This window comes from Streptomyces sp. S063 (assembly GCF_002832675.1).
GTDB classification, from domain to species: domain Bacteria; phylum Actinomycetota; class Actinomycetes; order Streptomycetales; family Streptomycetaceae; genus Streptomyces; species Streptomyces sindenensis.
In genome coordinates this window covers 2,217,522-2,235,056 of sequence record NZ_CP021707.1, presented here as the reverse complement: position 1 = coordinate 2,235,056, position 17,535 = coordinate 2,217,522, and the positions used below count along the sequence as shown (strand labels likewise).

General features: G+C 72.4%; 13 protein-coding genes and 1 pseudogene. 6 read left to right on the top strand and 8 right to left on the bottom strand.

All coding sequences use genetic code 11. From position 1 onward, the window contains the following. Window positions 1-291: 291 nt before the first annotated feature. From CCZ36_RS10130 to CCZ36_RS10100, 7 genes are all read right to left on the bottom strand, one after another. Window positions 292-1,266, bottom strand: coding sequence for an N-acetylglucosamine kinase (locus tag CCZ36_RS10130; protein ID WP_128817492.1), 975 nt, complete (start codon window positions 1,264-1,266; stop codon window positions 292-294). Next, window positions 1,257-2,522 carry a 6-phospho-beta-glucosidase gene (locus CCZ36_RS10125; RefSeq protein WP_128817491.1) on the bottom strand — a complete coding sequence of 422 codons (1,266 nt, stop codon included), beginning with the start codon at window positions 2,520-2,522 and terminating at the stop codon, window positions 1,257-1,259. The genes CCZ36_RS10130 and CCZ36_RS10125 overlap by 10 nt, the downstream gene beginning before the upstream one ends. 1 nt (window position 2,523) lies before the next feature. Further along, window positions 2,524-3,435, bottom strand: a complete 912-nt coding sequence (locus CCZ36_RS10120) for a carbohydrate ABC transporter permease (RefSeq protein ID WP_069738231.1) — start codon at window positions 3,433-3,435, stop codon at window positions 2,524-2,526. A 3-nt stretch (window positions 3,436-3,438) separates the two neighbouring features. Then, window positions 3,439-4,380 (bottom strand): carbohydrate ABC transporter permease, encoded by a 942-nt coding sequence (locus CCZ36_RS10115; protein WP_069743800.1) that lies wholly within the window; start codon window positions 4,378-4,380, stop codon window positions 3,439-3,441. 6 nt (window positions 4,381-4,386) lie between these two features. Next, window positions 4,387-5,718, bottom strand: coding sequence for an ABC transporter substrate-binding protein (locus CCZ36_RS10110; protein WP_069743801.1), 1,332 nt, complete (start codon window positions 5,716-5,718; stop codon window positions 4,387-4,389). 83 nt (window positions 5,719-5,801) lie between these two features. Beyond that, a complete protein-coding gene (locus CCZ36_RS10105; RefSeq protein ID WP_069738234.1) occupies window positions 5,802-7,007 on the bottom strand; it encodes an ROK family transcriptional regulator in 1,206 nt (401 codons plus the stop codon). Window positions 7,008-7,199: 192 nt separating this feature from the next. After that, window positions 7,200-8,255: a mechanosensitive ion channel family protein gene (locus tag CCZ36_RS10100; protein ID WP_128817490.1), complete on the bottom strand. Its 1,056-nt coding sequence runs from the start codon at window positions 8,253-8,255 to the stop codon at window positions 7,200-7,202. 313 nt (window positions 8,256-8,568) lie between these two features. Here CCZ36_RS10100 and CCZ36_RS10095 point away from each other — a divergent pair. Then, a pseudogene (locus tag CCZ36_RS10095) lies at window positions 8,569-9,104 on the top strand (HNH endonuclease). A gap of 47 nt (window positions 9,105-9,151) precedes the next feature. On the opposite strand, the gene CCZ36_RS10090 reads toward CCZ36_RS10095, so the two are convergent. Next, window positions 9,152-12,142, bottom strand: coding sequence for a beta-N-acetylglucosaminidase domain-containing protein (locus CCZ36_RS10090; RefSeq protein ID WP_128817489.1), 2,991 nt, complete (start codon window positions 12,140-12,142; stop codon window positions 9,152-9,154). Between the two features lie 307 nt (window positions 12,143-12,449). Between CCZ36_RS10090 and CCZ36_RS10085 the strand changes: the two genes are divergently transcribed. From CCZ36_RS10085 to alc, 5 genes are all read left to right on the top strand, one after another. After that, a complete protein-coding gene (locus CCZ36_RS10085) occupies window positions 12,450-12,761 on the top strand; it encodes a hypothetical protein (RefSeq protein ID WP_069738237.1) in 312 nt (103 codons plus the stop codon). After that, entirely contained in the window at window positions 12,762-14,981 is a 2,220-nt protein-coding gene (malQ, locus tag CCZ36_RS10080) for a 4-alpha-glucanotransferase (RefSeq protein WP_128817488.1), read from the top strand. It begins immediately after the preceding gene. A 20-nt stretch (window positions 14,982-15,001) separates the two neighbouring features. Continuing rightward, window positions 15,002-15,232, top strand: coding sequence for a hypothetical protein (locus CCZ36_RS10075; RefSeq protein ID WP_006124466.1), 231 nt, complete (start codon window positions 15,002-15,004; stop codon window positions 15,230-15,232). 136 nt (window positions 15,233-15,368) lie between these two features. After that, window positions 15,369-16,277, top strand: coding sequence for a LysR family transcriptional regulator (locus tag CCZ36_RS10070; protein ID WP_069743806.1), 909 nt, complete (start codon window positions 15,369-15,371; stop codon window positions 16,275-16,277). A 65-nt stretch (window positions 16,278-16,342) separates the two neighbouring features. Further along, window positions 16,343-17,497, top strand: a complete 1,155-nt coding sequence (gene alc / locus CCZ36_RS10065; RefSeq protein ID WP_069743807.1) for an allantoicase — start codon at window positions 16,343-16,345, stop codon at window positions 17,495-17,497. Window positions 17,498-17,535 lie beyond the last annotated feature (38 nt).

Sequence of the window (17,535 nt, the reverse complement as noted above, 5' to 3'; positions counted from 1 at the left end):
GGGCAGACGCGGCCGATCAAGGCAAGCAGCACAACGTGCCCGGATACATCCCCATAAGCGAACGGACTTCCCATCAGGTACACGTTCCAGAAGCCGGATCGGTTCCCTCGCGCCCCTCGTGCGCCAGCCGTTCACCCGTACGAGGAACGCACGAGGGACGCACGGGAGCGAGACGAGGGACGAAACGAGAGCGAGACGAGGGACGAAACGAGCAGCGGACGAAACGCGAAGCGTCCCTCCACACGGCGTGCGTGGAGGGACGTTTCCCCGACGAGGGGTGCACCGGAACCCTCAGGCGTACCGCGCGCGCAGCTTCCGGTGCGCCTCCGGACCCGCTCCCGTCCGGTCCAGGCCCAGCAGCGCCGCGCCCAGCACCGGCGGTTCGGACACGACGCGCACCTCGGCCTTCGGGGCGCGGGCGGCCAGCAGCGCGGCGATTGGGTCGTTGAGCTGCGGGTGGCGCGCAGCCAGCACGCTGCCGCCCAGCAGCACCGGAACCTCCTCCTCCAGCAGGTCCAGGCGGTCCAGCGCGACCGAGGCCATCGCCACCACCTCGTGCGCCTGCCGCTTCACCAGCCCCGCCGCCACCGGGTCCCCGGCCTCCGCCGTGGCGAACAGCACCGGCGTCAGCTCGTGCCGCCGCCCCAGCGGGACCGTGCCCCGGTGCAGCGCTTCGATCAGCCCGTACATCGAGTCGAGCCCGAAGTGGCCCGGCAGCGCGCGGGCCAGCTCCGACGGATCACCGCGCCCGTCCTCGGCGCGCGCGGCGAACCACAGCGCTTCCTCGGCGAGCCCCGAACCGCCGCCCCAGTCACCGGAGATCCGCCCGATCGCGGGGAAGCGGGCGGTCCGCCCGTCCGGGGTCATCCCCACGCAGTTGATCCCCGCCCCGCACACCACCGCGACGCCCCGGGGCTCGTCCACCCCGGCGCGCAGGATCGCGAAGGTGTCGTTGCGCACCTCCACCGAGGAGCCCCACCCGCGGGCCTCCAGAGCGGCGGCCAACTCGGCCTCCTCGACAGGAAGATCGGCATTGGCCAGACACGCGGAGACATGCCCGGAGAGGACGGGCGGGGCCGGCAGCTCCGCGCACGCCCGCTCCAGCGTCTCGGCCAGCACGTCGATCGCGGCCTCGACCCCGATCGCCGGGGGCTGGAATCCGCCGCCGCGCGCCGTGGCCAGCACCGTGCCGTCCTCGCCGATCAGCGCCACATCGGTCTTGCTGTTGCCCGCGTCGATGGCGACGACCGACACGTTCACGCCCACGCCAGGTGCTCCCGGTTGTGCGCGATCAGCCGGTCGGTGAGGCCCTCGGCGTACTCGTACTGGCCGATCAACGGGTGGGCCAGCAGTGCCTTGAACACCCGGTCCCGGCCACCGCGCAGCGCGGCTTCCAGGGCGAGGTCCTCGTATGCCGTCACGTGTCCGATGAGACCGGCGTACAGCGGGTCCAGCGCCGGGACGGCCAGGGGCGTCGCGCCGTCGCGCCCGACCCGGGCCTGCACCTCGATGACCGCGTCGTCCGCGAGGAACGGCAGGGTCCCGTTGTTGTACGTGTTGACCACCTGGACCGGGGAGCCGCCGTCGCCCAGCAGCGAGGCCGCCAGGTCCACGGCCGCCTCGGAGTAGAACGCGCCGCCGCGCTTGGCGAGCAGCTCGGGCTTCTCGTCGAGCGCCGGGTCGCCGTACATCTCCAGCAGCTCCTTCTCCATCGCCGCGACCTCGGCGGCCCGGGAGGGCTTGGTGCCCAGCTCCCTCACCACCTCGTCGTGGGCGTACAAGTAGCGCAGATAGTAGGAGGGGACGACACCGAGCCGGTCGATGATCTGCCGGGGCATGTGGAGGTCGTCCGCGATCGTGTCGCCGTGCTCCGCGAGCAGCTTCGGCAGGACGTTCTCGCCGTCCGGGCCGCCGAGGCGCACCCCCAGCTCCCAGCTCAGGTGGTTGAGCCCGACGTGGTCGAGGTGCACCTGGCCCGGCTCCACCTCCAGCAGCCGGGCGAACTTCCGCTGGAAGCCGATCGCCACGTTGCACAGGCCGACCGCCTTGTGCCCGGCCTGGAGGAGGGCGCGGGTGACGATGCCGACCGGGTTGGTGAAGTCGATGATCCAGGCGTCCGGGTTGGTGCGGCGGACCCGCTCGGCGATGTCCAGGACGACCGGCACGGTGCGCAGCGCCTTGGCGAGGCCGCCGGCGCCGGTGGTCTCCTGTCCGACGCAGCCGCACTCCAGCGGCCAGGTCTCGTCCTGGTTGCGCGCGGCCTGTCCGCCGACGCGCAGCTGGAGCAGGACCGCGTCGGCGTCGGCGACACCCGCGTCGATGTCGGTGGTCGTCGTGATCTTCCCCGCGTGGTCCTGCTTGGCGAAGATCCGCCGGGCCAGGCCGGAGACCAGCTCCAGGCGGTCGGCCGCCGGGTCGACGAGCACCAGCTCCTCGATCGGCAGCGTGTCCCGCAGCCGGGCGAATCCGTCGATCAGTTCAGGGGTGTAGGTGGACCCGCCACCCACTACTGCGAGCTTCATGTCAGCCCTTTACTCCGGTCAGTGTGACGCCTTCGACGAATGCCTTCTGGGCGAAGAAGAAGACGGCGATCACGGGGGCCATGACCAGAACGGTCGCGGCCATGGTCAGGTTCCAGTCGGTGTGGTGCGCGCCCTTGAAGGATTCGAGGCCGTAACTGAGCGTCCAGGCGGCCGGGTTCTCCGAGGCGTAGATCTGTGGTCCGAAGTAGTCGTTCCAGGCGGCGAAGAACTGGAAGAGGGCGATGGCCGCGATCCCGGGCCTGGCCATCGGCAGGACGACCCTCATCAGCGTACGGAACTCGCCGCAGCCGTCGACCTTCGCGGCGTCCAGGTACTCGTTCGGGATGGTCAGCAGGAACTGCCGCAGCAGGAAGATGGAGAACGCGTCGCCGAAGGCCATCGGGATGATCAGCGGCCACAGGGTGCCGGACAGGTCCATCTGCTTCGCCCAGAACAGGTACATCGGGATGATGACGACCTGCGGCGGCAGCATCATCATCGAGATGACGAGCATCAGCGACAGCTTGCGGCCCCGGAAGCGGAACTTCGCCAGCGCGTACGCCACCGGGATCGACGACACCACCGTGAGGACGGTGCCGACGCCCGCGTACAGCAGGGTGTTGCGCCACCAGGTCAGAAAGCCCGGGGTGTTGAAGACCCGTTCGTAGTTTCCCCACTCCCAGGTGTTCGGGGTGAGGTCGCGGGTCAGCGCCTGCTGGTCGCTCATCAGCGAGGTCAGCACCACGAAGACGAACGGCAGCACGAAGAAGAGCGCGGCGGCGATCCCGAGGGAGTGCACGGCGATCCAGTGCAGCAGCGCCTTCCGGCGGGCGGTACGGGAGGCAGGCGTCCGCGAGGGGCGCTCGGGGGAGGCGGCAGCGGCTTCCCGGACGGGGTCGAGGAGGTGGGTCATGGCTCAGTCACCGGCCGAGATCAGGTTGTTGCGGCCCCGCATCAGCAGCGCCGTGAAGGCCATGGCCAGCGCGAACAGGACGAGGGCGACGACACAGGCGGCGCCGTAGTCGAAGCGCTGGAAGCCCAGGTTGTAGACGAGCTGCGGAAGCGTCAGTGTCGACTTGTCGGGATAGCCGGGTTCGAAGGACTGGCCGGAGCCGCCGATGATCCCGGAGGCGACCTTTCCGGCGACCAGCGGCTGGGTGTAGTACTGCATCGCCTGGATGACGCCCGTCACCACGGCGAACAGCACGATGGGCGAGATGTTCGGCAGGGTCACGAAGCGGAACTTCTGCCAGGCGGACGCCCCGTCCAGCTCCGCGGCCTCGTACTGCTCGGCCGGCACGTCCAGCAGCGAGGCCATGAAGATCACCATCAGGTCCCCGATGCCCCACACCGCGAGCATGGTGAGCGCCGGCTTGGACCAGGAGGCGTCGTTGAACCAGCCCGGGGTCGGCAGCCCGAAGTCCCCGAGGATCGCGTTGACCGGCCCGGTGCCGGGGTTGAGGAGAAAGACGAAGGCGAGCGTCGCGGCGACCGGCGGAGCCAGATAGGGCAGGTAGAACAGGGTCCGGAAGACGCCCGTCCCGGTCTTGATCTTCGTGATCAGCAGCCCGATCCCGAGGCCGAACACGACCCGGCAGGTGACCACGACGACCACCAGCCAGAGCGTGTTCCACAGCGACGGCCAGAACATCGGGTAGTCGCGGAAGACGTACGCCCAGTTGGTCAGCCCGTTGAAGGCGGGGGCGCCGAACCCGTCGTACGAGGTGAAGGAGAAGTAGACCGTCGAGACCATCGGGTAGGCGAAGAACAGCGAGAACCCGATCAGCCACGGCGACATGAAGGCCGCGTTCCGCAGCACCGACCTGCGGCGCTTGGAGCGGAGGGTGTGCGTCGTCATGGTGAGCTACTTGGCCTTGGCGATGTCGGTGTCGATCTGCTGCGCGGTCTTCTCCAGACCCGCCTGGAGGTCCTTCACCGCGCCCTTCTCGTACTGGTAGCCGAAGTCCTGGAGGGTCAGCTGGTACGTGGCCCCGTTGACGGCCCCGTCGGAGGTGCTGGACTCCGGGTGCTGGGCGATGTCCAGGAAGGTCTTGAAGCGCGGGTCGAACTTCAGGCCGGGCGACTTCAGCGCCTCCAGGGTGGAGGGGACGTTCCGGATGCCGTTGGAGAAGTTGACGACCGCCTCGGTGTCGCTGGTCATGAACTTCACCAGCTCCCAGGCGGCGTTCTGCTTCTTGCTGGCCGGGGCGATGCCCACGATGGTGCCGGAGAGATAGCCCTTGCCGTAGCTGTCCGCCTCGTCGTCCGCGACGGGCATCGGCGCGACCCCGATCTCGAAGTCCACCCCGGCGTCCTCGGCCATCCCGAGCCGCCACTCGCCGTCCAGCTGCATGGCCACCTGGCCGGTGTGGAACGGGTGCTTGGCGCCCCACTCGTCACCGAACGTGCCCCGGTACTTCTCCAGCTTGGTGTAGCCGCCGAGGCTGTCGACCAGCTTCTTCTGGTACGTGAACATCTTGGCGAACGCCGGGTCCTTGGCGATGTTGGACTTGCCGTTCTCGTCGAAGTAGGCGTGGTTCCACGAGGGCATGTAGTGGCTGACGACGGTCTCGTAGCCGTGGAAGTTCGGCATGAAGCCGAGCTGTGAAAAGGTGTCGCCCTTCTCCACCGTCAGCTTCTTCGCCACGTCGGCCAGTTCGGACATCGTCTTCGGCGGCGCGGTGATCCCGGCCTTCTCGAACGCGTCCTTGTTGTAGTAGAGGCCGTAGGCGTCGGTGAGCAGCGGCAGGGCGCAGCGCTTGCCCTCGAACTGGGTGTAGTCCAGGAGGACCTTCGGGAAGGTCTTCTCCAGGTCCAGCTTCGACTTCTCGATGAACGGCTTCAGATCGGTGAAGGCGCCGGAGGAGCAGAACTTGCCGACGTTGGCCGTGGTGAAGGACGAGACCACGTCCGGCCCGTCCGAACCGCCCGCGCGCAGCGCCTGGTTGAGCTTGTCGTCGTTGATATTGCCGGAGACCTTCACCGTGATGTTCGGGTGGGCCTTCTCGAACCGGTCGATATTGTCCTGGACCGCCTTCACCTCGGCGGGCGCACTCCAGCCGTGCCAGAAGTTGATCGTGGTCTTCGCGTTCGGGTCGTCGGAGGCGCCGGCCTCGGACTGGCCGGTGCACGCGGTGGCGAGCACCGATATCGCGGCGACGGCGACAGCGGTGGTGGTGAGACGGCTGGTGCGCATGACGAAACTCCCAGGACCAGGGACGGGGAAGAGGCAGACGACGGGGGACGAGGCAGACGACGGGGAAGCGGGAAGGGCGTGGCTCAGCGCGAGGTGTCGAACACTTCGTCGCGGGTGTCGGCGAGCGCCCTCTCCAGGGCGCCGCGCAGGACGGGGGTGCGGCCGATCTCGCCGACCACCAGACGCGGCCGGGAGGCGGCCAGCTCGGCCAGCTCGGACTGGATCAGGGAGCGCAGGATCTCGCCGCCCGCCGCGACCGCCCCGCCGGAGAGCACGATCAGCCCGGGGTCCAGGACGGCGGTGACGGAGGCGAGGCCGGTGGCGAGCCGCTGGGCGTACTGGCGCAGCAGCTCGGTGAGCGCCTCGTCCTCCTCGTACGCGTCGGCCGCCCGCGCCAGCAGTTCGGCGGCGACCTTCGCGTACGGCTGCTGAGGGGTGGCGATGCCCAGCGCCTTCGCGAGCCGGGGCACCGCCTGGGCGCCCGCCAGCTCCTGGAAGCCGCCGCTGTTGGCCTTGACGACCTGCCGGACCAGCGGGGTGCCCGGCACCGGCAGGAATCCGACCTCGCCCGCGCCACCGGTGAAGCCGCGGTGCAGCCGGCCGTTGATGACGAGGGCGGCGCCCAGGCCCTCCTCGTTCCACAGCAGCACGAAGTCCTCGTGGCCGCGGGCCGCGCCGAGGCGCTGCTCGGCGACGGCGACGAGGTTGACGTCGTTCTCGTACTCCACCGGCATCGGCAGGAACGCGGCCAGCTCGTCCAGCAGGGTGGGGGAGTGCCAGCCGGGCAGGTGCGAGGCGTACCGCAGCCGCCCGGTGCCCGGGTCGAACGCGCCCGGGGTGCCGATGACGATCCGGTGGATGTCCGCGCGGGTCAGCCCCGCGTCCTTCACCGCCCCGTCCAGCGCGTCGGCGACCTGCCGCACCACACTGTCGGCGCGCCGCCCCGGCGTGGCCAGCTCGAACTGCCCGACGGTCGCCCCGGTCACGTCCGCGACGGCGGCGACGATGCGCTGCCCGTTCACGTCGAGCCCGGCGACATGGGCGGCGCGCGGATTCACCGTGTAGAGCTGCGCGCTGGGCCCGGGGCGCCCCTCGCTGGTCCCGGTGGCGACGACGAGCCCCGCCGCCTCCAGCCGGGCCAGCAGCTGGGAGGCGGTGGGCTTGGAGAGCCCGGTCAGCTTGCCGATCCGGGTCCGGGAGAGCGGCCCGTGCTCCAGCAGCAGATCGAGGGCGGCCCGGTCGTTCATGGCCCGCAGTACCCGGGGGGTGCCCGGGGTCGTTCCCGTCATCGTGGATGCACCCGCCTCTGTGAGGAGCTGCGCCGGATCTGCGCGGACTCTGTTAGGAAACTTTCCTATTCAGGGAGGACCGTAAGGTGCGGGTCGCCGACGCGTCAAGGGGCGCCCCACCGATTCGGTGGAGCGCCCCTTCTCCGGCTGACGCGTGGCTCTACGGGTGCCTGGCCGGCTCCTACTGCTTGCTCAGGTTGGCCGGGGTATCGGTGCCGTCGCCAGGGACTGCGGGGAGGTGGCGGACGCATACGCGGAAGGAGCGGCCACGCCCGCTGCCGGGTCGGCCGTGCTCCCGCCGTCCGTCTCCAGCGGCGCCGCGCCGACCATGCGGATACCGGCGTCGTCCAGCGCCTGCTTGATGCGCCAGCGCAGCTCGCGCTCCACGCCGACCGACTTGCCGGGCATCGTCTTCGCGGTCACCCGGACCGTCATCGAGTCCAGCAGCACCGCGTCCAGGCCGAGCACCTCGACCGGCCCCCACAGCTGCTCCGACCAGGGCTCTTCCTTGGCCATCGTCTCGGCGGCCGCGGTGATCGCCTTACGGACCCGTTCCAGGTCCTCGGTCGGGCGCACCGTGACATCGACCCCGGCCGTGGACCAGCCCTGACTGAGGTTGCCGATCCGCTTCACCTCGCCGTTGCGCACGTACCAGATCGCGCCGTTCTCGCCGCGCAGCTTGGTGACGCGCAGCCCCACCTCGATGACCTCACCGGAGGCCACGCCCGCGTCGATCGAGTCTCCGACCCCGTACTGATCCTCCAGGATCATGAAGACGCCGGAGAGGAAGTCCGTGACCAGATTGCGGGCGCCGAAGCCGAGCGCCACACCCGCGACACCCGCGGAGGCCAGAAGCGGGGCCAGGTTGATCTTGAAGGCGCCCAGGATCATCAGTGCGGCCGTGCCCATGATCAGGAACGAGGCCACCGAGCGCAGCACCGAGCCGATCGCCTCCGAGCGCTGGCGTCTTCGCTCGGCGTTCACCAGCAGCCCGCCCAGCGCCGTGCCCTCCACGGCCTGGGCGCTGCGGTTCATCCGGTCTATGAGGTTGGTCAGGGCGCGCCGGATCAGATAGCGCAGTGTGATCGCCACGGCGACGATCAGCAGGATGCGCAAGCCGGTGCTCAGCCAGGTGGACCAGTTCTCCTCGACCCAGCCCGCGGCGTTCCCGGCCTGTTCGGCGGCTTCGCCCAGCGAGCCGACCGGCTCGGGAGACGGGGCTGCGGCCAAGAGGACGGACAGGGTCACGACGAGGACCTCCAGGGGGACGACGGCTGGTCAATAACATTAACGAAGCCGGGGAGTGGATCGTTGCCGTCGCGGGAGGAGAGACGGGTCTCACCGGGAACACCTGTGCTGTGGCCCATCGCACAGCGCGGACGGCCGCCCTGGTGAGGCACCTGTTCGACGCCGCGGAACGGTGCGCGGGGCCCGGGGTGAGAAAAATCCTCCCGGCCCGTTACCCGTACGTGGTGGCGCTTTGACCAGGCATGAGGAGAGACTGAGATCGGATCGTCCCGGCGCGAGCCACGCGCCGCCGGCGTACAAGGAGGCATCCACCGTGCCGCACGTCCTGGTTCTCAACGCGTCGTACGAGCCGCTCGGCGTCGTACCGCTCCGCCGCGCGCTCGTCCTCGTCCTCGAGAACAAGGCCATCTGTCTTGAGGAGTCCGGCGCCTTTCTGCACAGTGCCACCCGTGCCGTGCCCGCACCCAGTGTGGTCCGGCTCAAGCGCTTCGTCCGGGTGCCCTACCGGGCCCCGTCCCGCTCACCCGCCGGGCGCTGTTCGCCCGGGACGGCGGGCGCTGCATGTACTGCGGGGCCGCCGCGACCAGCGTCGACCATGTCATTCCGCGCAGCCGCGGTGGACAGCACGCCTGGGACAACGTGGTGGCGGCCTGCCGCCGCTGCAACCACGTCAAGGCCGACCGCCATCTCCCCGAGCTGGGCTGGCGGCTGCGCCATCAGCCCGCCCCGCCGACCGGCCTGGCCTGGCGGATCATCGGGACCGGACATCGCGATCCGCGCTGGCTGCCGTATCTGCAACCGTTCGGCGCGGACGACGTGATGGCCCGGATCGACGGCGTGTCCGCCTGAGACCGGGCCTTCGTCGTCCGTGTCGTCCGTCGGCTCCCTCGTACGGCTCAGTCGTCCACGACCGCGTACGCCTCCACCGACCAGAGCGAGTAGCCGTACCGCGTGGCCCGGCTCTCGCCCTGCACCCGGACGAACCGGGTGTCCTTCGCGTCCATCCGGACCGACTCGCGGCCGCCCCGGCCCTCCGTCACGGTCGCGGCGGTCCGCCAGACGCGGCCGTCGGCGGAGACCTGTATGCGGTAGCGGGAGGCGTACGCGTCCTGCCAGCTCAGCACCACCTGGCCCAGCCGCACCGGCTTCTCCAGCTCGGTCTGCCACCAGGCGCCGTCCTCCACCGGTGAGGACCACCGGGTCTCCGGATCGCCGTCGGTGGCCGCCGACGCCGGGAAGTCCGGGGTCTCGTCGCCGGACGAGGAGGCCTTCGCCGTACGCGCCAGATCCGGGCCGCCCGTACGCGGGAAGGCCCGCACGGTCAGCGTCGACTCCTGGCCGCCGAAAGCCAGCGGCACCTCGTACTCGCCCGCCGGGGTGTCCTTCGGGACGGTGATGTCGACGGGCACCTCCGTACGCGATCCACGCGGCACGGTCGTCTCCTTCGGGACCCGCACCTCGATGCCCTTCGGGGCCTTCGCGGTGAGCTTGCCCTTGACCTCGACCGGACGCCGGCCCGCCAGCCGCGCCGCGACCCGCTGGGGTTCGCCGCCGATCTCCGCGTCGGTCTCGCCGTGCTTCAGGTCGAGCGTGGCCGCGGGCTCGTCGCCGAACCACGGCACGAGGGCCCGCACCTGCGGGGCCCCCGCCACGACGGCGGGGGCGGCGGGCAGGGTCGGGCTGAGATACGGCGGCCGGGCGCTCCGGGCGGCCTCCGGCACGGTGACCCGTACGGCGTCGGCGCGCAGCCCCTTCGCGGCGGTCTGGGTGAAGCCGCTCGGCGAGAGCCGCCCGAGCGGACGCCACCCCTCACCGGGCACATGGGCCTCCACGACCGCGTCGGCGAGGGCGGCTCCGGGCTCGGCGAGCGCCGTGACGGCCTCCACCGGGCGGGTCGCGTCCAGCCGGACCGTATAGCTGCGGGCGTCCCTGGTGACCCGGCCCGAGGCGCGGTCGGTGCCGTTCCACCCCGCGGCCACCTTCGCCGCCTTGTCCAGGAACGGGTCCAGCACCCCCTTGCCGACCGTGGCCCGGCCCGCCCCGATCTCCTCGCGCAGCGGCTCCAGGGCCAGCTGGATGCGCCAGGCGGCGGCGCCGTCCCCGGCGGCCTGGGCCTGGAGCAGGTCCACCGCCAGTTCGCCGGCCCGGCCGTAGCGGGCCAGCTGCTCGGTCCAGGGGCGCACCTCGTCGGTCAGCCGGCCCTCCGCCGGGGTCCTCAGCCGCTCGGGGGCCTGCCGCATCACCGAGAACGCCGCCCGCAGCCCGTTCGCCGCCCGGTCGCGGCGGGCGGCGTCGGCGCGGGTGCTCCAGAAGGCGTCGAACAGGGGCTGGAGGTAGGCGGACTCCTCCGCGCCCAGCACCGAGCCCGCGCTGTTCCCGGCCAGGGCCAGCAGCGCGTCCCGCGCGGCCGCGTCCCCGTCCGCCAGATCGTCGATCGCCGCCCGCCAGGACGCGGCGGGGTCGTACCCCTTCGGGTTCCAGGCGAAGTCGGCGGCGGTGAAGAGAGGGATCCGGGAGGCGGACGGCTGCTCCATCGCGTTGGCCAGCAGCGCCGCCGAACCGCTCGCCACCGCCGGGTCCCGGCCGGTGTACGGGCCGAGGAAGATGCGGTCCTGGGCGTAGTCGTTGACCGGGTAGTTGTCCATCGTCACCAGCGGGTGGCGGAACGCGGCGCGGGCCCCGGCCAGTTCACCCCCGGTGATCTTCTTCGGGACCACCCCGACACCCGTCCAGGCCACCTGCACCCGGTCGTCCAGCTCGGCCGCCAGCGCGGTGCGGTAGTCGGTGGCGCCGTCCTGGTAGAACTCCGTCGGCAGCACGGAGAGCGGGGCCGCGTCCGGGTGCCGTTCCGCCAGATGCCGGGCGAGGGCGCCCGCCACTCGGGCCTGGGCGCGGGCCGCCGCCTTCGGACCGCTGCCGAAGGTCTCGGCGTCCAGATCGCAGTGCCACTCGCTGTAGCTGACGTCCTGGAACTGGAGCTGGAAGACCCGGATGCCCAGTGCCCACATCGCGTCGATCTTCTTGGCCAGCGCCCTGACGTCCTGGTCGGATGCCATGCACATGGCCTGACCGGGCGAGACGGCCCAGCCGAGCGTGACGTGCTCGGCGCGCGCCCGCTCGGCCAGAGCCCGGAAGTCGGCCCGCTTGTCCGCGGGATAGGGCTCGCGCCAGCGCGCCAGCCGGTAGGGGTCGTCACCCGGCGCGTAGAGATAGCGGTTCTGCTTGGTGCGGCCCATGAAGGAGATCTGGGCGAGCCGCTCCTCGCGGGTCCACGGCTGTCCGTAGAACCCCTCGGCCATGCCGCGTACGGCGGTTCCCGGCCAGTCCCGGACGGTCACCCCGGCCACCGATCCGCCGACGATCAGCTGACGCAGGGTCTGGACGGCGTGGAACAGGCCGTCCCCGCCGAGCCCCTCCAGCGCGACGGTGGCCCGCCCGGCGACCTCGCCGACCGCGAGCCGGTAACCGCCCGACGGCAGATCGGCCCGGTCGGGAACGCGCAGCGCCCGCAACGCCTCGCCGGCGCCCGTGCCGCCGAGCCGGATCACGGGGCCACGGCCCGGCAGGCTCTCGTGCAGGGTCCGGACGCCCGCCGAGCGCAGCAGCGAGCGCGCCTGTTCGACGGCGTACGGATCGGCGTCCGGCGCGGCGACGAGCGTGGCCTCGGAGCCGAGCGGTACGGCGGACCCGGTGGTCCTCATGGTCTGCGGGCGGGGCCAGACGGACGGCGTCCGCGCGCTGTCGGCACGGTCGGCCGTGCCGGTGACGGGCCTGCCGGGATCGCCGGGGGCGGCCGCCGCCGACGGAGCGACGGAGACGGATCCGAGGAGTCCGCCGATCACGGCGGCGGCCACGGCCGTCGCCTGCCCTCTGCGCCCGATCCGCACGTCGCGTCCCCTTCCGTACGTACCCACTGCCGCTGGCGGGCTCCGAGCCCACCACCCGGGCGCAAGGGTGTCAATGCGCTTGGCCGTTCTGCCGGAATTGCCGGAAATCGTGATACCTCGGGCCCTGTGGGGCTGGTGTGACGGAGGGGAGTGGCTGAAAACGGCTCATACCTGCCGTACGGGGGAACGGAATGTGACCCAGGGCACGTTGTGCTCGTTGTCATAACGCCTGCATCACGTCCACGTCTGCCAGGGCGTGGCCTGGGTAGGTCTGCTGTGTCCTGTTATCCATGGCCAGGAGGCCACCATGCCCGCAGCTGCGCAGCTTCTGCTCTCCGCCCTCTCCAAACAGGTACCCACCCAGCCCGAGTCCGGGCCCCTGACCAGCGAACTTCCCCTGTCCGACGTCGCCCACCTGATCAGCGGGCCGCCGCTCGCCGATGTCCCCCTGCTGCTCGGTGAATCCTCGTTCGCCGATTCCGCGCCGCTGACCAGCGAGCCGCCGCTCGCCGATGCCACACCTCTCACGAGCGAGCCGCCGCTCGCCGCCGTCGCCCCACTGACCAGCGAGCCGACCGCACCCGGCACCGCGGGGGGCATGGAGTTCCCAGGAGTCTGAATGGGCTTGTCCCGGCTCGCCGCACTGCACGGTGTCGCCACCTCCTACTCCCCGTCGCCGGATGTCACGGTGTCCGTCCCCGACGACACGGTCATCGCCGTGCTCGCCGCGCTGGGCGTCGACGCCGGCACTCCGGCGGACGTACGGAAGTGCCTCGCCGTCGCGGAGTCCCGCTCGCGCCTGCTGCCGCCGACCGTGGTGGTCTGGGCCGGCGAGCCCCTGCCGTCCGCTCTGGCCGGCCTGCCCTCCGGCTCGACCGTCACGGTCGAGCCGGAGCCGTCCGATCCCCCGGGACACCTTGCCGCCCGCCCGCCCGCCCCGCTGAGCATGCGGGCCCGGGCGGGGGTCCCGGCCGCGGACGCCGGCGAGGGGGCCGCTCCGGCCCCGGGCGCCCCGCGTGGGGCCGCTCCCGCGTCGGGTGAGACGGCCGTCGGGGGCGCCGCCCCCGCCTGGTGGACTGCGCCGCCCCACGGAGTCCACCGCATCCACGTCCGTACGCCGGACAACCGCCGGGCCACCGCCACCCTCATTGCCGCGCCGCCCCGCGTACCGCAGCCGCCCGAGCGCACCCACGGCTTCCTGGTGCAGCTCTACTCCCTGCTCTCCGCCCGCTCCTGGGGCATGGGCGACCTCGGGGACCTGGCCGACCTCGCGGGCTGGGCCGGGCGCAGCATCGGCTCCGGGTTCGTGCAGGTCAACCCGTTGCACGCGGCCGTTCCCGGGAAGCCCACCGACCCCTCCCCGTACCGCCCCTCCTCGCGCCGCTTCCCCGACCCGGTCCACCTGCACGTCGAGTCGATCCCCGAATACGGCCATGTCCGCGACCGGGCCACCCTGGAAGACCTCCGGCAGGACGCCGCCGCCCTCAGCGAGGCCGTGCTCAACAAGGGCGCCCTGATCGACCGGGACGCCGTCTGGGAGCTGAAGCGCCAGGCCCTGGAGCTGGTCGTCCAGGTGCCCCTCACCCCCGGCCGCCGCGCCGACTACTGCGACTTCCTGGCCGAGCAGGGGCAGGCGCTGGAGGACCACGCCCTGTGGTGCGCGCTCGCCGAGGTCCACGGCCCCGACTGGCACACCTGGCCCGAGGCCCTGCGCGACCCCCGCTCCCCGGGCGCCGCCCGCGCCCGCTCCGAGCTGCTGGACCGGGTCGACTTCCACTGCCGCCTCGCCTGGCTGACCGCCGGCCAGCTCGCCGCCGCCCAGCGGGCCGCCGAGGACGCCGGGATGGACGTCGGCATCGTCCACGACCTCGCCGTCGGCGTGCATCCGGCCGGTGCCGACACCTGGTCCCAGCAGGAGGCCTTCGCCCACGGCATGTCCGTCGGCGCGCCCCCCGACGCCTTCAACGCCCGGGGCCAGGACTGGGGCCTGCCGCCCTGGCGCCCCGACGTCCTCGCCGCCACCGGTTACGCCGCCTACCGGGGCCTGCTGCGCGGGCTGCTGGCCCACGCGGGAGCCCTGCGCATCGACCACGTGATGGGTCTCTTCCGGCTCTGGTGGGTCCCCGAGGGCCGCCCGCCCACCGACGGCACGTACGTCGCTTACGACGCCGAGGCGATGCTCGCCGTCCTCGTCCTGGAGGCCCACCGGGCCGGGGCCGCCGTCGTCGGTGAGGACCTCGGCACCGTCGCCCCCGGGGTCCGCGAGGCGCTCGCCCGGCGCGGGGTGCTCGGCACGTCCGTGCTCTGGTTCGAGCGCGACTGGGACGGCGACGGCCGGCCGCTCGCCCCGGAGAAGTGGCGCCGTGACTGCCTGGCCACCGCCACCACCCACGATCTGCCGTCCACCGCCGCCCGGCTGACCGGCGATCATGTGACGCTGCGCCACCGCCTCGGTCTGCTCACCCGCTCCCTCGAGGAGGAGCTGACCGAGGACGCCACCGGCACCGCCGAATGGCTGGCTCTCCTGGCCCGGCTGCGGATGCTCCCCGAGGGCGACGGCGACGAGGAGGCCGCCGTCCGGGCCGTCCACCGCTTCCTGCGGCGCACCCCCGCCCGGATGACCGGCGTCTGGCTCCCCGACACCGTGGGCGACCGCCGCCCGCAGAATCTCCCCGGCACCTGGGACCAGTACCCCAACTGGCGGCTCCCGATCGCCGACCCCGAGGGCCATCCGGTCACCCTGGAGGAGATCACCGCCTCGCCCCGGCTGCACGCGCTGATGGAGGTCCTCGGGCCCCGAAAGCCCCGTACGGCACCCCCGGGCGAGCGCCGCCCGTAGGCGTTCGCTACGTTTGCACCGTGGACAAGAAGAACGCTATGCGCGCCGGCGTCGTTGCGGCCGGGACGACGCTGATGATGCTGCTCATGTCGGCCCCGGCGCTCGCGCTCACGCCCGACGACGGTGACGACCCGGCTCCGCGCCTGAGCGCGATCGAGACCATCGGTCTCTACGTGGTCGCGCCCATCGCCCTGTTCGTGGTGATCACGGCCCTGGTGATGGTCCTGGACAAGTCCAAGAAGCAGGTCTGACCCGCTCACGCACGACACGCTCGACGGGTGCGCCGCCGGTGAGAACCACCGCGCGGCGCACCCGTGCGTGCGGACCGGGACGGGCCCGCCCCGGCTGCGGCCCGGCCCGCCCGCGCCGGGCCGGTAGGTTGCGCCCATGACCGAGTGGGACGTCAAGAAGCTCCGCATCCTGCGCACCCTGCGCGACCGGGGCACGGTCACGGCGACCGCCGAGGCGCTCCTGATGACCCCCTCCGCGGTCTCCCAGCAGCTCACGAACCTGGCCAAGCAGCTCGGCGTGGACCTCCTGGAGGCCCAGGGCCGCCGGGTCCGCCTCACCGACGCCGCCCATCTCGTCCTGCGCCACGCCGAGGCGGTCTTCGCCCAGCTGGAGCGGGCGGAGGCCGAACTGACCGGCTATCTGCGCGGCGAGGCCGGAGAGGTCAGGGTCGCCGCGTTCTCCACCGCCGTGCCCGCCCTCGTCGTCCCCGCCGTCCGGCTGCTGCGCGCCGGGGACCGCCCGGGGCCCGACGTACGCGTCCGGGAGGCCGAGGCCGCCCAGGCGTACGACCTGCTCACCGCCGGCGAGGTGGACCTGGCCCTCTCGCTGGCCGCGCACGCGCCCACCGCCCGCGACCCCCGCTTCAGCCTCTTCCCGCTGCTCGCCGACCCGCTCGACGTGGCCCTCCCCGTCGGCCACCCGCTGGCCGACGCGCCCGGACTGCGCCTCGCGGACCTGGCCGCCGAGCGCTGGATCTTCGGCGGCTCCGGGCCCTGGTCCGAGATCACCACCGCCGCCTGCGAGGCGGCGGGCTTCGTCCCCGAGCAGGCCCACAGCGCCGCCGGCTGGACCGCGATCCTCGCCCTGGTCGAGGCGGGCATGGGCGTGGCGCTGGTCCCCCGGATGGCCGCCCGGGAGCGCCGGGAGGACGTGGTGATGCGGGTGCTGGAGGCCGACCGGCCGCGCCGCCATGTGGTGGCGGCCGTCCGGCACGGGGCGGAGAGCGGACCGGCGGTGGCGCGGGTCCTCGCGGCGCTCACCGAAAGCGCCCGATCCTTCAGTTGAACTGAAAGGTGCCTGCGGAAACTTTCGATGGACCTGATGGGTCCGGTGGCGCGAAGGTAAGGGACATGACCTTCGACGCGAGCGAGACCACATTCCAGAACCCCGAGACCGACCCCCACGCCAATGACGCCGCGCCCTACGGCGGCGGCGACCCGTACGCCGACTACCGCGAGGCCGGGGACCTCGCCTTCACCGAGCTGGTCGACCTCGCCGACCGCCGCCTGGGCGCGGGCGTGATCGCCGCCAACGACGAGTTCTTCGCCGAGCGCGAGAACCTGCTGATCCGCGAGCGCGCCGTCTTCGACCCCGAGCACTTCGGGCACAAGGGCAAGATCATGGACGGCTGGGAGACCCGCCGCCGCCGCGGCGCGGACGCCGACCACCCCTTCCCCGCCCCCGAGGACCACGACTGGGCGATCGTCCGCCTCGGCGCGCCCGGCATCATCCGCGGCCTGGTCGTGGACACCGCCCACTTCCGCGGCAACTACCCGCAGCGCGTATCCGTGCAGGCCACCTCCGTCGAGGGCGCCCCGGGCCCCGAGCAGCTGCTCGCCGACGACGTGAAGTGGGAGGAGATCCTCCCGCCCACCCCCGTGCGCGGCCACGCCGCCAACGCCTTCGCGATCACGAGCGGCCGCCGCTACACCCACATCCGCCTCTGCCAGCACCCCGACGGCGGCATCGCCCGCCTCCGCGTGCACGGCGAGGTCGTCCCGGACCCGGCCTGGCTCGCCGCGCTCGGCACCGTCGACCTGATCTCGGTCCTCAACGGCGGTACGTACGAGGACGCCTCCGACCGCTTCTACTCCTCGCCCACCCAGATCATCCTGCCGGGCACCTCCCGCAAGATGGACGACGGCTGGGAGAACCGCCGCCGCCGGGTCCGCGACACCAACGACTGGGTGCGTTTCCGCCTCCCCGCCCAGGGCGCGGTCCGCGCGATCGAGATCGACACCGCCTACCTCAAGGGCAACTCCGCCGGCTGGATCGCCCTCCAGGGCCGCAACGGCGACACCGGCGAGTGGTTCGAGATCCTCCCGCGCACTCGCCTCCAGCCCGACACCCCGCACCGCTTCGTGCTGCGCGCCCAGGCCGTCGTCACCCACGTCCGCCTCGACGCCTTCCCCGACGGCGGCGTGGCCCGGATGCGGCTGCACGGCACCCTCACGGAGTCCGGCGCGGCCGAGCTGACCCGCCGCTACGAGGAGTCGGGCGCGTAGCCCGTGAAGCCTCCCGGCGGCCCCCGGTTCCCGCCCGG

Bases quoted from the DNA above. Each gene is read 5' to 3' on its own strand.
- CCZ36_RS10125 (WP_128817491.1), bottom strand. From the start codon at position 2,522: ATGAAGCTCGCAGTAGTGGGTGGCGGGTCCACCTACACCCCTGAACTG.
- CCZ36_RS10120 (WP_069738231.1), bottom strand. From the start codon at position 3,435: ATGACCCACCTCCTCGACCCCGTCCGGGAAGCCGCTGCCGCCTCCCCC.
- CCZ36_RS10115 (WP_069743800.1), bottom strand. From the start codon at position 4,380: ATGACGACGCACACCCTCCGCTCCAAGCGCCGCAGGTCGGTGCTGCGG.
- CCZ36_RS10110 (WP_069743801.1), bottom strand. From the start codon at position 5,718: ATGCGCACCAGCCGTCTCACCACCACCGCTGTCGCCGTCGCCGCGATA.
- CCZ36_RS10105 (WP_069738234.1), bottom strand. From the start codon at position 7,007: ATGACGGGAACGACCCCGGGCACCCCCCGGGTACTGCGGGCCATGAAC.
- CCZ36_RS10085 (WP_069738237.1), top strand. From the start codon at position 12,450: ATGCCCGCAGCTGCGCAGCTTCTGCTCTCCGCCCTCTCCAAACAGGTA.
- malQ (WP_128817488.1), top strand. From the start codon at position 12,762: ATGGGCTTGTCCCGGCTCGCCGCACTGCACGGTGTCGCCACCTCCTAC.
- CCZ36_RS10070 (WP_069743806.1), top strand. From the start codon at position 15,369: ATGACCGAGTGGGACGTCAAGAAGCTCCGCATCCTGCGCACCCTGCGC.
- alc (WP_069743807.1), top strand. From the start codon at position 16,343: ATGACCTTCGACGCGAGCGAGACCACATTCCAGAACCCCGAGACCGAC.